Consider the following 15,066-nt stretch of genomic DNA (forward strand, 5'->3'; position numbering starts at 1 on the left):
ATCGGCATTTGACCGTATATTAACCGACTGGCTTGTTAACAACTACTCAGCTAGTTTTCTCAATTTTTCGGGTAGCTGGAACTCGCCAGAACTACGAGAAAGCTCACTCACCGTAGGTGAATCCAATGGGCCTTTTACCGAGTAATTCACTTGAGTAAAGACTTCAACCACCGGCGATATAACCGTAGTCACCGCCAATACATACAGCGCCGTTTGAGGCGTTACCGCAAAGGCCGTCAATACTGGAATGCCCGAGGTAATATCAGGAGTAAAGTTCACTTCAGCATCAACCTGACGCGTATTCAGGTTAGCGATACCTTTGATCTGCATCTCGCCTGCGACGGCATCCATGTGCAAGTCATTCGTCAGGAATATGCCATTTTGAATTTTACCCGTACCTGTGATGCTGTTGAACGCCATGCCTTTATCAAACACATCAGAGAAATCGAGTTGCATCTTACGAATAATTGAATCGAGGCTAAACAAACCAAGCAATCGAGCAGCACCACTTACGTCTGAAATAATGCCTTTGCCGAATTTGGTTTCAACGTTTCCGTCAAGGGTATCCATTTTAATACCCCAAGGAGATCCATCCCACTGCAGTTGACCTTCCAGCGCGAAAGGCGCTTTTTGAATCCCTGAAGTAATACCAAAACGTTCCATTAATTCACTGTTGTTTTCGCCTTCAACATCAACGGCTAGCGATGAATGACTCTTATCGCCTTTCAACTCCCACCAGCCACTCACATCCGCTTTGTTTCCGCCGCTTCGAACCTGAATCTTCTTCCACTCAATACGATCGTCTTGCCTAGCCAGTTCAACATCGACCTTACCGACCTTATAGCCTTGCAACCAAAAATCGTTAAGGGTCAATTTTAGATTTGGCATCGCATCATGGATCTTTCTATCCAATTCAGAGATCAATGGGGCTTCTTGCTCTTTTCGTTGAAGCAATTGTTCTTGGTTTTTCTTGTCACTCCACTCAGGAACGAACAAATGTAGGCGATCCAGCGAAACCGTTAAATCGTATGGAGGCAGATAATTAATATCCCCTTCGATCTCTTGGCTAGACACTTCCATCTGCCACGCCTGTTTGTTCTTACGAGCGCTAAAATCGACATCATTCCAAGGAATACCACCTAAGATCAGCTCCTTACTCTCGAACGTAATGCGACTTGGTGCAGGAATGGTTGGCGTGTTCATTTGACTGAGCACAGCATCTGAAGGCTTCACCGGTTCCATAACAACCGATAACCAATCATCGGCATTGAACTTGTCAGTGCGAATTAACGCATGATGGCCAACGACAGGACTAATTTTATAACCACCCCGACCAAGCACTAAGTTAGTCGCCGTTAACTTGGGAACATCGCCTGTAATATCAATTTCAGCCTGATACTTGGTGCTAGGGAGCTGTAAACGTGCAGTAATCGCTTCTTGGTTACCCGATGCTTGTAGCCTTGCTGAGCCACTTTCTAATGATTTTTTCGCCAATGGGTATGGGTAATCACTGGCCAAATACTTAAGATCTGACTGCAAATCCAGTTGGTAACTAAAACCGATATCGTTGAGCTGAATATCAATCTGACTTTGCCACTGAGCATGACCCGATAAACGGCTTAACCATTGCTCGCCAATATAAGGCTCTAGAGGCTTAACGTCCCAATCGCCCAATACATCGATATCAACGGTATATCCAGGCCCATCATTGAGCCCTTTAAAGTCAACGGAAATACCTTGCTTTAATAAATCGGCAGCGAGACCGTTGGCCGTAATCACATCATTATCAAATTCAATACGTCCTGTCGTGTTTTCAAGCACCATTGGCGGAGCTTCAATCTCTACATGGTTATCTTTGAGATCAGCATAACCCCACGCTCTTGGCTCTTTTTCGGAATCAAAAGGAATATTGAGTTGGAATTCAGACGATACATCGCCACTCACTTGCAGCGCCGTTAAGGCGGCACCCACAGAATCAACCAATGGTGAAGCCGTCATGTAATCACGAACCGCATTACCTGACGCCGTCGCTTTAGCTTCAATTTCAATATGGCCGCCTTCCCCTAAATAAGGAATGCGTCCTGTGATTCGGTCTGCCGTCACATCCATCAATTGAGCGGAACGAGAATCTAGATGCATCGCATCATTTTCAAATAGCAGATCAAGTTGTAGATCGGTAATCAGTGGCCAACCGGTATCAAAACTAAATTTCGCGTTCTCTAACCCAACCCAAACTTGGAAAATACCATCGTGATTGGTGTAGGGGTACTGGGCTAATTCACCATGCCAAAGTAACTTAACAGTGTCGGCTTTACCGGCTTGAATCGCAGTAGAAAGGTAATCAGTTAAATCTTGGCCAAGCGCTAATGTCGGTAAGTAACGCCATGTTTCGCCCACATTGTAAGCGTCCGCTTCACCGTAAAAAGACAGGTATGGGCTTGCATCATTCGGGAAGTCCAAGCGAAATGCACCCAAAACTTGTAAATCTGGCGTTGCAGCCGTGATTTTATCGGACCAAAGCTTCCAACCGTTTTCATCTTGCTGCCAAACAATATCAACCTGACCTTGTTTGATATTTAGAGGGGCTTGGAATACATCGCCATAAGGAAACACATCATCAATAACATGCAAGCTGGCTTTCGCTTCTGATGCAGAACCAAACACACTCCCTGAAACTTGGCTAAAACCCGGGACTAATTCCCATTGCTCGATAGCCATATCAGAAAAACTCGCAGAATAACGTAAGCTTTCGATACCTGAATCCATTGACACACGAATATCAGAAACCAAACCACCGGGAGCCAACGAGTTAATCATTTGGGTGGACTGTTCAGAATCCGGCAACAACTTAATCAACGGCGTTAGTGTTGCAACATCAAGCTCAGAAACATTGAGTTGCCACGGACCTTTGTTCCACTTAAATGCGACATCAAGTTCAGGCCAAGGCGTGTCATCGGTTCTCAAATTAAGTGAGTGACCATTTACTTGCCAACCATCTTCCAATGGAGAAAGCTTAAACACACCAGATTCAATCATCAAATCGTGGCGGCCATCCTCGTTCCAAGTCAGTTCAGAAGGTAATACCTCAACATAAGCATTAACTGGCTTACTGTTTTTCAACGTTAACCAGCTATTAAGGCTGACCGTACCGGTTTCAACACCTGACTCCGCCTGCATGTAGCGGGTTAACCAAGGCTTCACCGAGATATTATCCGCGCTCACATAGAACTCGCCCGTCATATCGGTCAACGATCCACCATCAACAAAGTTAGCACTCACTGACAAGGAATTTAGGTTGGCATCTTTAATACTCACCACACCTTCCGCAAGGTGATGTTTACCTGAGTTTTGCCATTTTAAAGTTTCAATGTCGAGTTGGCGGTCTTCGTCAGAAATAGTCCGATAGGCAAGGGTTGAATTTTTAGCGGTAACATCCACTAACGTTTTCAACAACAAGTTATCCAGCTCTTGCATAATTCGCTTTGAAGAGTTCGATTCTTTAGGTTTATCTTTGCCGTTTTGCCCAGCAAACAAATCAATAGAGCGGATATCAAGGTACATTTGATTCATGACCAGATCGGCCACAACCGGACGCATCTGAACAAGCGATTGAATCAAGTCAAACTCGACTTCAACACGCTCAACAGAGAAGGTCACATCTTCAGCATTTGGAAGGCTGGCTTTAACGCCTTGTAGGGCAATAGAGGGGTGAGTGTTGCGCCAAAAACCACCCACGTCTTGAATAGAAAATTCAAAACCGGAATGTTGATTTACCCAAACTTCAATTTCAGATTGATACTTGTTTAAATTGGGTAAGGCTACACGCAGTGTAGTAACGGCAATGGCTAGCGTTACTAAGAGAGTAACCACTAACCATAAACATGCACGAAGAATCAGAGTAACGCTTGAGCTCACAAAATATCCATTACATCATAACAACATCAAACTGCTCTTGTATGTACAGAGGCTCAGCCTGGATTTTAACTTGTTTACCAATAAACACTTCAAGCTCAGCGAGCGCGTGAGATTCATCGCCCTCTAACGCTTCAGCAACAGCGGCTGCCGCATACACAACAAACTTGTCAGCGTCATACGCACGATTCACACGTGTGATTTCTCGAAGTATTTCATAACAAACGGTTTCAACTGTTTTCACACTGCCGCGGCCTTCACAGGCAGGACAACTCGAACACAGAATATGCTCAATACTTTCACGAGTACGTTTACGCGTCATCTCAACCAAGCCAAGCTGTGTGAAGCCATTGATATTGGTTTTCACACGATCTTTGTCTAGCGCCGCCTCTAAAGAAGTTAGTACTCGCTTACGATGTTCCTCAGACAGCATATCGATAAAGTCGATAATGATGATGCCACCTAAGTTACGCAAACGCAGCTGACGAGCAATGGCTTGCGTCGCTTCTACGTTGGTGTTGAAAATTGTCTCTTCTAGATTACGACGACCGACAAAGGCACCGGTGTTGATGTCGACAGTGGTCATCGCTTCCGTTTGGTCGATAATCAGATATCCACCCGATTTTAATTCGACTTTACGATCCAAAGAGCGTTGAACTTCGTTCTCGGTATCGTACATATCAAAGATAGGCTTGTCGCCTTCGTACAACTCAAGCTTTTCAGTCAGCTCTGGCACGTACTCAGAAGTAAATTCTTTTAGGTTTTCATATTCTAAACGCGAATCGACCTGGATTCGGCTCAACTCAGTACCAACAAAGTCACGTAAGATACGTTGGCTTAGGCAAAGTTCACCGTATAGACGAGTACGAGCTTTGTGTTTACCACGACGCTCTAACACTTTTAGCCACAATCGCTTCAAGAATGCCGCATCTTGTGCCAACTCATTCGAGTCTGCACCTTCTGCTGCAGTACGGATAATAAAGCCACCATGTTCGTCACAGTAACGAGACACGACTTTTTTAAGGCGGTTACGTTCAGACTCACTGTCGATACGTTGAGAAACGCCGACATGGCTTGCCCCCGGCATAAAGACCAAATAACGAGACGGTAAAGTAATATCAGTCGTTAAGCGGGCACCTTTGGTACCAAGAGGATCTTTGACGACTTGAACCACAATGTCTTGTCCTTGGCGAACAAGCTCAGAGATGTCACGAACCTGAAATTGCTTCTTTTCGTTTTCAGCGACACATTCAGTGTGTGGAACAATATCAGAGGCGTGTAGAAAAGCTGCTTTCTCAAGGCCTATATCCACAAAAGCCGCCTGCATTCCCGGAAGAACACGGCTTACACGTCCTTTATAGATATTTCCTACGATACCGCGTCGAGCATCTCGTTCGACATGGATCTCTTGAAGAGCCCCCCCTTCAATCATGGCCACGCGAGTTTCACTCGGGGTCACGTTCAGCAACAATTCAGCACTCATGGTGCACCTCAGATTAGTAATTATAAGAATTCTTGCAGTAGCTGGTCCGTTTCATATAAAGGCAAGCCGACAACGGCGTAATAACTACCTTCGATTCGGGTAACAAAGCGCCCACCCAAACCTTGGATCCCATAGCTACCGGCTTTATCGCATGGCTCCCCTGTTTGCCAGTATTGTTCTATTTCTTGTTCACTGAGGGGTTTAAACCATACGTCGGTAATAATGATTTCTGTTCTTTGTTTTTCTTCTGAAACCACAGAAACTGCCGTCATCACTTGGTGACTCTCGTTTGCTAACTGAGTAAGCATGCGCTTAGAGTCGGCAAAATCGGTGGGCTTCTCGAGCACTTGCCCTTGGCTTACGACAACTGTGTCAGAACCAAGAACGACTGTTTCAGAATCAAGAGAAATAGCATCAGAGCCAAGAGCTACGATGCCAGAGCCAACAGCTACATTATCAACACTAGAAACTACATTATCAGAACTAGGAACGACATGCTGCTTTTCAGAAGGGTTATCTTTCAATAAAGACAACGCAGCTAAGGCTTTATCTAAAGATAGTCGCTTAACGTACTCTTCGGCGGTTTCTTGGGCGTGTTTACACTCTTCAACATCAGTTACCAGGACAGAAAACTCATAACCAAGTTGAGATAGCAGTTCTTTGCGGCGTGGTGAACCGGATGCCAAAACTAAATGCTTCTTTTCCATTGTCACTCTACCTTACATGCCAATGACGACGTACGCGTCTCATTAATAGAAACATCCAAGGCCAAAGTATACAGTTAATCAATGCGCTCCATAACGATAATGGATTGAAAACGACATCTTGGATCAAATATTCACCAAAGAAGATCAACACCTCAAACAATACCGTTAACGCGGCAATAATCATCGCTTGTTGCCATAGCGCCATATTACGAATGACTAGGAAATTCATCGCAATAATGTACATAACGATTGCCATCATCATGCCTCGAATACCTAACGTCGAGCCTATCAACAAATCCCACAATAAGCCAAGAATCAAAGCGCTACCCACGTTAACACGGTGAGGTAGAGCCAAAACCCAGTAACAGGTAACCAGTAGTAACCAAGATGGTCTAAATAGATCCAAACTACCAGGCCAAGGGATCGTTTGCAGAATTAGTGCTACTAAAAATGAGCAGCCAATGACTACCTTACTTCTTAAAACGCTATTGGCCATCTTCGCCCTCTAACAATGCTTGTTCTATGCTGGATTGATCCGCTTGCATCTGTTTGTTTTCATCAGGCCATACTAGCAGCAAGTATCTGAGCTTATCGAACTCAACCACAGGCTCCGCTTTGATAACGGCAAACTCACGTTTCGGGTCGTAATCAACGGCAGTAACGTAGGCGACTGGGTAACCTTCTGGATATACTCCACCGAGTCCAGATGTCACCAATAGATCTTCTTCTTGTATATCGGTACTGGTTGGAATGTGCTCTAGCTGGATCTCATCAATCATGCCATTGCCCGAAGCGATCACTCGAATATCATTACGAATAACCTGAACAGGAATTGCGTTGTTTGCGTCAGTCAGTAACAGGACACGACTATTATGAGCAGCAACAAAAGTCACTTGGCCGACAATGCCTTTTTCGTTGATCACCGGTTGACCTTCATACACCCCATCAATCTGACCTTTGTCGATCACAACTTGATGACGATATGGTGAAGTGTCTACCGCCATAACTTCTGTGACGACTTTCTTTTCATCACGGATAAACGGAGATCCTAACAGCTTACGGAGGCGCTTGTTTTCTTCTTGATATTGCTCAAGCAGAATCAGCTCGCTCTTCAGGCGCAAGACTTCTCGTTTGATATTATGGTTGGATTCGATAAGGCCTTTACGTGTACTAAAACGGTCATAGACACCATCGAACATAGTACGAGGTAAATTGGCTGCATATTGAATAGGTGCAACCATGCTGTTCAATAGATAGCGTACATTTGAGAAAGCATCTAAACGACTATCAGCCAGCATAAGGCTGGCTGATAAAATTACAGCAAAAAACAGGCGCAATTGTAGAGAGGGACCTCTACCAAAAATTGGCTTCATTCTATATTTGGTCCTAGAGCTACATTTGATCCTATAGACAAGGTCCTAGGCTCTTTACATAAAACTAGATAAGAAAAGAGCCTAACACTAGATATTATTCTTCGCTGAACAGGTCGCCGCCGTGCATGTCGATCATCTCTAGGGCTTTACCGCCACCTAGAGCAACACACGTTAATGGCTCTTCTGCCACAACAACAGGGATACCCGTTTCTTCAGTAAGCAGACGATCAAGGTCTTTAAGCAGTGCACCACCACCTGTCAGTACCATACCGTTTTCTGAGATATCAGAAGCAAGCTCTGGCGGACACTGTTCAAGTGCAACCATCACTGCAGATACGATGCCAGATAGCGGCTCTTGAAGTGCTTCAAGAATTTCGTTTGAGTTCAGGCTAAAGCTACGAGGTACACCTTCAGCAAGGTTACGACCACGTACTTCGATCTCATCGACTTCATCGCCAGGGTAAGCTGAACCGATTTCGTGTTTGATCTTCTCTGCTGTCGCTTCACCGATCAAGCTGCCGTAGTTACGACGAACGTAGTTGATGATCGCTTCATCAAAACGGTCACCACCGATACGTACAGAAGACGAGTAAACCACACCGTTTAGTGAGATAACCGCAACTTCAGTCGTACCACCACCGATATCAACAACCATTGAACCCGTTGGCTCAGATACACGTAGGCCAGCACCAATCGCAGCAGCCATAGGCTCATCGATTAGGTAAACCTCACGAGCACCAGCACCTAATGCTGATTCACGGATAGCACGACGCTCAACCTGAGTTGAACCACAAGGTACACAAACCAAAACGCGAGGGCTTGGTTTAAGCACACTGTTGTCATGCACTTGCTTAATAAAGTGCTGAAGCATTTTTTCGGTTACGTAAAAGTCAGCAATTACACCGTCTTTCATTGGGCGGATCGCTGAAATGTTACCAGGCGTACGACCAAGCATTTGCTTAGCAGCGTGACCAACAGCAGCTACACTCTTTGCAGACCCCGTACGATCTTGGCGAATAGCGACAACGGAAGGCTCATCAAGAACAATGCCTTGGCCTTTTACATATATAAGGGTATTGGCTGTACCTAAATCAATCGATAGGTCGTTTGAAAACATGCCACGAAGTTTTTTAAACATATTCTTCGCTCATCCTGCAAGAATTAGAAGACAAAAATTGCACTAAATGTACCAATGCCTTGCTGTCACGGCAAGGCATTGAAGTATAAACATGGACTGAAACCCGCAATTTCTTACAGATTCCTAACTTAAGGGGCAAAAATTATATTTTTACTGACCTGTTAACCCACTTTCACCTCGGTAGATCACTCGATCGTTACCACGGTAGATGCCAAATGTGACGACGGTGGAGGGATCTTCATCACCTAGCTGTCTCCAGTTGTAGCGCAGCCATGGCTGATCTTGATCGCTGCCTGAGCATGCAACAGGATTCTCGCCAGATTTAGCCTGTGGTGTCGACGCATCCATTCTTAACCACAATCGTACCTGCTCACGTGGCGCATCTGCACCAGCAGGCGTATTTTGATTCGCTGTTACTTCTTCTTCGCCATCATCAACACTTCCACTGCCATTGAGTGAAGCTAGTGTAGTTTTGACTGTATTACTGGTCCAAATGACTTGCTTACAGAAATTTGAACCATTAAAGGTGCTGCGATCATCATCGTCATTCACAACAAAGTCACTACCATCCCAAAACTCAGCACGAAGTGGAATCGTCAAAGTACTACCGGAGTTACCGCCAATATCATCAAGCGCCATTCGGCCATAGCGGGCAGGAGGTTGAACTGGGAATGCTGCCGAACTGGTAACAGGGTCAGAATCTGTAAATGACACAGGATCTGTTCCCTCGATTGTTAAACCAAAGTTTGTAATCGTCGAGTTAGCATCTGACGTATTAAACGGTGTGTCTCTGCGGCTAACATCATCAGAATCCATAACCCGCTGAAGAACAGCGGCACTATCATTCAACAACCAATGCTTACGATCATTAGACCAAGTGCCTGCCTCAGTATCCAGCAAGAACCCATTATCGACAGCTGTATCATCTAGAACACCAAAACTGGCTTGTAGGCTCGGGGCAAAGAATTGATAGTTGTTAAGCGCGTTACCAACACTGCTTTCACCTGATGCCATTGCGTACACTTGATGAACAGTTGAGTCGTAAGGTTGACCTAAATAAGCAATGTCGTTTTGATTAGCGACATTCCATTCAGGGTTCTCTTGTAGGAAGTATTTCGGATAGAAGCGGCCAATTGATTTACTTCCAGAGAAGCCACCAAGAATTTTGCCATAAAAGCTGTTCGAGTCTTCAGTCACTTCAAAATTAAAACTACCCGCTTCTGAGTATTTTAAGTTATTAAATTTATAACCGTAATCAGCAGACACTATGTCGGAACTAGATTGAGTAAGTTGGCTGTTTGGCTCCAAACTCCCAAGCACGGCCTCAGTATTAGTCGGTGTATCTAATGTGTGTGTAGCACTAACACCCGCAGTGGAAATCAAATAGTTTTGCGTCACTAAGCTATTGTTGCACAGCTGACTAGAGTCATTCGTGAACTTAATTGGTTTGGCAAACACATCAAACTCTTCCCCCGCAGCAACAAACGCACTCTTACCGCTACTGTTACCGTCAGACCTGCTATTCGTGCAGATTGCAAATTGCCAAGGTCTGACATAGACATTGACGATACCTTCTAATGCATCCCAACTTTCACCATCATTATCTTCACAGTCATACCCCACAGGGCATTCAAAAGTCGGATCTGAAAGTTTGAAGCTAACCTTACCCGCTTCACTGTAAATAACGGAACCTGTAGTTTGAGCGGAACTATCAAATTCAAAAATTACCGAAGTATCGCTCCAATCGCTCTTACTTTTTACCAATAAGTTTCCATCAACGGCTCCCTGGGCAGAAGTGGGGGTCACCAATGAAAAGTCCGAGACATTGAGGTTTTTATCTCCTTGATAACCAGAAACTAATGTTGCTTCATTATCTTTGCAAGCTAAGACTTTCAAATCAAAGGTCGCAGTCTGATCGGCTACAGCATACACGTCACTTGCTTCAAATTTATACAGCGATACTAAAAAATCACCTGAGTCATTTTGATTTGAGTCAGACGCTAACTCAGCCTCAATTTTATAAGTGCCAATTGAGTCAGCATCTAACTCAAGAGTTAATATTCCCGATGAACTTGTCGAATAAGAAGCGCCCCCGTTATAGCTCCCTTCAGTAACACTTCTAACAGTCATACCGGCAGGTGTCGTAATGTAAACTTCAACTTGCTCCGTCGCAGGGTTTCCTTGCGTATCAGTCACTGTTACCGTCACTTGTGGGGTTTCACACAATAAAGAGAAGTCTTTATTGGGAGTCAAACTCAGTTGATAATCTGATGGCTGCACAGGACAAAACTGACCATCATCAATAATTTTCCCATCAGGTCGTAATTCTATATGTTTCGCTGTTACTCGCCCATTTATAAGACCGTTACCACCAGTTACAAGGACTTTATCGCGACTAAAAATAAGCGCATTCAAATTCCTTTCTACTTGGACTGACGCACTATGACCTTTATAATTTTCAGCCCATATAGATAGTTTAAAATCGTTATTAATGACCAGCCCAGTCCCGGACAATTCAAAACTATTCACATAGATCTTAGTATCTTGAGATAAGATTATTTTACCACTAGCACCTACAATCAAGTGTTCTATATAGTAAGTATCCCCAGTCAAGTTAATCGTACCTGAACCTCCAGCGGATACGGTATTATACTTACCACTACTCAATTCAATATTTTGCCAACCTGCATCCACATTTTGACCTATTGGTAAATCTAGATCGACGATATTAGGTTCCGCTACATATAGCGATGAGTTCTCGACACACTCCTTGCCATCGCATTGTGCTTTTGGATCTACCGTTGGGTTTGTAGGGTCAACCCAAATACCTACTTGCCCACTAGATTGATAAGTACCTTCAATCTGAATAGAGGCCGTGTTAGAGGTCCATATTAAGCTACTATTATTACTCCAAGACTGCACCGCATATGGAGCAATATCGCATATATCTAATGGTACATCTTCTAGCTCAAAAGCAAAGTAACCCACTTCTTCGGGGATATGCGTGCGGTCTCTAAAGTCCTCATCAACAGCAAAACTAACTTGGTTACTATTGATATTACACCTACGTAACCAACCACCATGTCCACCGGCCCTTTCTTGTTTATTGGCGATGATCCCATCAATATTCGTTAGAGAGGTCGTGGCGAATTTGTCTTCACAGCCATCGAGCATTGGGTCATTACCATTTTGGCTTGGTGTATCATATCCTCTTGCAAATTGAACCTTGTAGCCATCGACTTCAAGCGTTGCACCACTTGTGGAATTTGTTGCAATAAAACCCACCCGTTCTTCTTGGTAATTATTACCAACTCTTGACGCCGATAACTCTAAAAATAGCCTCGCTTCATTATTGTCATTGCCCCCAATAAGTTTACCGGATGTCACCCATCTACTACCATTATTCCTTGTTTGAAGTTGATGAAGAACAACTGGGGAATTAAAGGCTTGTTGGGCTCCAAATGTAGAATATGCAACGGACTCGGCATTACCATTTGTGCCATTTTTTGATTTATATCTATTCGTATCCAAGTAACCAGCAATAACTTCATGACCATTAAAATCAGCAACACCGGGCTCAATAGCAAGATAGCTAACCTCTGTCATTGGCTGACTAGTTAAATCTGAGCCACCTCCATTCTTCGGGGCTTTAATTTGCTCAATCGTTGCTTCCGTTTTCGTAACATTAGTCACAACTAACGTTGCGGGAGCATCTGAATCCGGATTACTTGGATCGATAGTTGGCATTACAAACACAAGTGGAGTATTCGTAAAAGGTTTGTTTAGCGGAATCTTACATTCTGAGCCATTGCATTGCATGACACCAAACTGGTAAAGCGCTTGCGGTGAATAACTTGGAGGGGGTTCGGTTATATCATCATCACACTTGATTTCACTCGCCCCATCGCCTGAAACCGCAATCGCTGCAGAAAGCCCTGAAAGATCAGCATATTGACGAGTTCCAACTTGTCGCCAAGAGCTTCCTTCCCACAAATTGTAAGTTAACCATCCTGACTTATTCGTGACGCTTTGATATTCAAGCCAAACCTCATAAAACTCACCATTCGACGTTTCGTTATCATCAATTACGGGGCTTTGAACACTACTATTATTACTCCAAATGGGGGTCGGACTACCGCCATTTCTTTTAGTCGCATATATAGTATCTTCCCCAGTCGATGGAGCTAATTTAAACCATACGGAGAAATCGTCCCCAGCGTGGAGAGAACTACATTGGGATGAAGAAAAATCAGCAAAAGAAGGAAAAGAAATAAATAGCAGCGCAAATATTATACTAAGATGTTTCATTCAGTCTCCTTAACCCAAAGCTCTTGATTACGTTGAACTTCACTCACTCCAGAACCACAAACAACAGAGGACTCTAAAACATAAAAAACAAAACCATCGAGCTGCCCCCGGCTTGCACATTGCAATGAACTCAGCGAACAATTCATCGATGACTCAGAAACTATTGAATCAGCAACATTTGCCACAGCACTCGGTATAGGGTCAGTGCACACAGTTGAAATAGCAGATGAAGATTGTGGGTCAGGATCGGGATAGAATTGCGTCATCACATACTCATTAACAGAATGGCTGAGTAACCAAGCTTGCGTGCCTAGCACCACTCGGGTGTTTGAGTCATTATCAGACCAACTAGTTCGACTCAAACTTGTTGCTAAGAAACCAAGCACTACGATAACAAAGATGACCATGATTAGCGCACTGCCTTTTTGGGTTGATTTACGGGACATTTATCACCTGTATCTCTTGCTCAAACACTGTGGACTCATTATTTTCTGCAAACTCGAGAATCAACTCAACAACACCATTACTCTGAACATCCGCAGGCTGATAACTCAGGGTACTATTCTCACTCATAACTCGATCGCTTATTGTGACACCATTACGAGTTAGTAAATTACTATTCGCAAGGCAATATTCCACAAGGTTATTCGAGTCAAAAATGTAGTGCCTTTTGCCTACAGATTCACTGATAAGAGTGTTAGCACCATTTGGAATAGAAAAATAGGCGGCAGATACACTAGGAGGAGTAACATTGTTAAGAGGGTATATATTGTTTAATTCGTTGATATCAGTGTGAGGACGCGTCGGGTTTATTACTAATGACATGGATTGTAATGAGCTACTCGTTGCTCCGGTATCACTAACCAAGAAGTTAATATCAGCTCCAGAAATGGCATAAAAACCTGAATCAACAATTGGATAGAATGATACACAACCGCTACTCACTGAAGCTGGAAACAAATTAGGTACAGCATGCCTCACTTCACGAGAAAGCTTTTCCAATACAAACCTAGCTTCCGTTTGTAGTCGAAAACGCTCTACGGAACCAAAGTAGCCCCTCATACCAAGCTCTGTAAAATTCGCAACACCAAGCAACACAATACTTGATACGACTATAGCCAAAATCATCTCTATTAGAGTAAACCCTTTATCCTTCATTAATACTCCCCTTTAAAGGCGACTAAAGTGATAGGGGGATTATTGCTCGCGGTAATTGTTAGCGTAAATTTCTGCATCGACGTGGTCGGTGTATCGTTGGTAACTATCAACGCCACATCAAAATTAGTGTAAGTACTGCCAAGCTCTATAGGTGTTCCAGAGCTTACTGACCCGTAATCACGAGCGAGAAGATCTGTCATAATGCTTTGACCTAATGCTGAGGCTCGGTTGGAATAATTCACTTGCCCAGAAAGTGCGGATTGTGGTGCGAGAAAAGTAGAAAATGCGAGCATTGCAAAACCAAGTAGTACAATAACAATGATCGACTCAATAAGCGTAAAGCCACTATTTACGTACTTCATGGGCATTCCTGATTACTTGGATAAACAAAACCTTGAGAATTGATACAAACCCAAGCTCTGTCGGAACTATTATTGGATGAGATGGTAATTTGAACACCAGATGAGGCGGTATTTTCAGGGTTACCTAAAAGGTTGAATTCAATTGGAGAAGTGTAGCTAGAGGCAGGTATAGACGAGAAATTATAATCATCACTAGAAATAACATCACTTCTTGTTTCAGATGTGTTGTCACAAGCAGATTGTGCACCGATGCAATTGTTCGCTGCCACTAAACGTAAGCTTTCAGCACCTGACACAGACATGTTCATGTTAGATTGCATTCTATTGAGCTGAATTTGTCGAATGACAGAAGATGCCTGTTCTTGAAGAGCATACAATTCGTAAACTTGACGACCACCAAACCGACTAAAAGCTGTCGCTGAAATAATAGCAAGTAAAAGAATCACCACAATCAATTCAACTAAAGTGAAACCTTTGTTTGGCTTTGTATTCATATAAGCCTTTGATGGTTAATTTGGGTATCTAGATTATAAATTACTATGCGGAAGGATAAAGAATAAAGTTGCAGTTAAAACATGTTGAATACAAAAGAAAAGACCAGCCGAAGCTGGTCTAAAGCATAAAT

11 protein-coding genes are annotated in these 15,066 nt (G+C 43.6%); all 11 read right to left on the minus strand.

Going from position 1 to position 15,066, the window contains the following annotated elements; all coding sequences use genetic code 11:
* Nucleotides 1-42: 42 nt before the first annotated feature.
* Entirely contained in the window at nucleotides 43-3,915 is a 3,873-nt protein-coding gene (locus L3V35_RS20875; RefSeq protein WP_237300566.1) for a YhdP family protein, read from the minus strand.
* Nucleotides 3,916-3,925: 10 nt separating this feature from the next.
* Nucleotides 3,926-5,395: a ribonuclease G gene (gene rng / locus L3V35_RS20880; protein WP_004735923.1), complete on the minus strand. Its 1,470-nt coding sequence runs from the start codon at nucleotides 5,393-5,395 to the stop codon at nucleotides 3,926-3,928.
* A 20-nt stretch (nucleotides 5,396-5,415) separates the two neighbouring features.
* Nucleotides 5,416-6,102, minus strand: a complete 687-nt coding sequence (locus L3V35_RS20885) for a Maf family nucleotide pyrophosphatase (protein ID WP_171329024.1) — start codon at nucleotides 6,100-6,102, stop codon at nucleotides 5,416-5,418.
* A 7-nt stretch (nucleotides 6,103-6,109) separates the two neighbouring features.
* Nucleotides 6,110-6,598 carry a rod shape-determining protein MreD gene (gene mreD / locus L3V35_RS20890; protein ID WP_004735926.1) on the minus strand — a complete coding sequence of 163 codons (489 nt, stop codon included), beginning with the start codon at nucleotides 6,596-6,598 and terminating at the stop codon, nucleotides 6,110-6,112.
* The gene (gene mreC, locus L3V35_RS20895) at nucleotides 6,588-7,475 is read right to left on the minus strand and encodes a rod shape-determining protein MreC (RefSeq protein WP_004735927.1); all 888 of its coding nucleotides are present in this window, start codon (nucleotides 7,473-7,475) and stop codon (nucleotides 6,588-6,590) included. Before mreC ends, mreD begins: the two co-directional genes overlap by 11 nt.
* Nucleotides 7,476-7,569: 94 nt before the next feature.
* Nucleotides 7,570-8,613, minus strand: a complete 1,044-nt coding sequence (locus L3V35_RS20900; protein WP_004735928.1) for a rod shape-determining protein — start codon at nucleotides 8,611-8,613, stop codon at nucleotides 7,570-7,572.
* Nucleotides 8,614-8,763: 150 nt separating this feature from the next.
* Nucleotides 8,764-12,921, minus strand: a complete 4,158-nt coding sequence (locus L3V35_RS20905; protein WP_237300567.1) for a DUF6701 domain-containing protein — start codon at nucleotides 12,919-12,921, stop codon at nucleotides 8,764-8,766.
* Nucleotides 12,918-13,367, minus strand: coding sequence for a hypothetical protein (locus L3V35_RS20910; RefSeq protein WP_054547869.1), 450 nt, complete (start codon nucleotides 13,365-13,367; stop codon nucleotides 12,918-12,920). Before L3V35_RS20910 ends, L3V35_RS20905 begins: the two co-directional genes overlap by 4 nt.
* Nucleotides 13,357-14,079 carry a prepilin-type N-terminal cleavage/methylation domain-containing protein gene (locus L3V35_RS20915; RefSeq protein ID WP_054547870.1) on the minus strand — a complete coding sequence of 241 codons (723 nt, stop codon included), beginning with the start codon at nucleotides 14,077-14,079 and terminating at the stop codon, nucleotides 13,357-13,359. The genes L3V35_RS20910 and L3V35_RS20915 overlap by 11 nt, the downstream gene beginning before the upstream one ends.
* A complete protein-coding gene (locus L3V35_RS20920; protein ID WP_054547871.1) occupies nucleotides 14,079-14,441 on the minus strand; it encodes a type II secretion system protein in 363 nt (120 codons plus the stop codon). Before L3V35_RS20920 ends, L3V35_RS20915 begins: the two co-directional genes overlap by 1 nt.
* On the minus strand, nucleotides 14,438-14,935 hold the full coding sequence (locus tag L3V35_RS20925; protein WP_054547872.1) for a type II secretion system protein: 498 nt from the start codon (nucleotides 14,933-14,935) through the stop codon (nucleotides 14,438-14,440). The genes L3V35_RS20920 and L3V35_RS20925 overlap by 4 nt, the downstream gene beginning before the upstream one ends.
* Nucleotides 14,936-15,066 lie beyond the last annotated feature (131 nt).

Origin of the sequence: Vibrio sp. L5-1 (assembly GCF_021728315.1) — a bacterium.
Classification (GTDB): domain Bacteria; phylum Pseudomonadota; class Gammaproteobacteria; order Enterobacterales; family Vibrionaceae; genus Vibrio; species Vibrio splendidus_K.

Coding starts and splice junctions, on each gene's coding strand:
- rng (WP_004735923.1), bottom strand. CDS start 5,395: ATGAGTGCTGAATTGTTGCTGAACGTGACCCCGAGTGAAACTCGCGTG.
- L3V35_RS20885 (WP_171329024.1), bottom strand. CDS start 6,102: ATGGAAAAGAAGCATTTAGTTTTGGCATCCGGTTCACCACGCCGCAAA.
- mreD (WP_004735926.1), bottom strand. CDS start 6,598: ATGGCCAATAGCGTTTTAAGAAGTAAGGTAGTCATTGGCTGCTCATTT.
- mreC (WP_004735927.1), bottom strand. CDS start 7,475: ATGAAGCCAATTTTTGGTAGAGGTCCCTCTCTACAATTGCGCCTGTTT.
- L3V35_RS20900 (WP_004735928.1), bottom strand. CDS start 8,613: ATGTTTAAAAAACTTCGTGGCATGTTTTCAAACGACCTATCGATTGAT.
- L3V35_RS20905 (WP_237300567.1), bottom strand. CDS start 12,921: ATGAAACATCTTAGTATAATATTTGCGCTGCTATTTATTTCTTTTCCT.
- L3V35_RS20910 (WP_054547869.1), bottom strand. CDS start 13,367: ATGTCCCGTAAATCAACCCAAAAAGGCAGTGCGCTAATCATGGTCATC.
- L3V35_RS20915 (WP_054547870.1), bottom strand. CDS start 14,079: ATGAAGGATAAAGGGTTTACTCTAATAGAGATGATTTTGGCTATAGTC.
- L3V35_RS20920 (WP_054547871.1), bottom strand. CDS start 14,441: ATGAAGTACGTAAATAGTGGCTTTACGCTTATTGAGTCGATCATTGTT.
- L3V35_RS20925 (WP_054547872.1), bottom strand. CDS start 14,935: ATGAATACAAAGCCAAACAAAGGTTTCACTTTAGTTGAATTGATTGTG.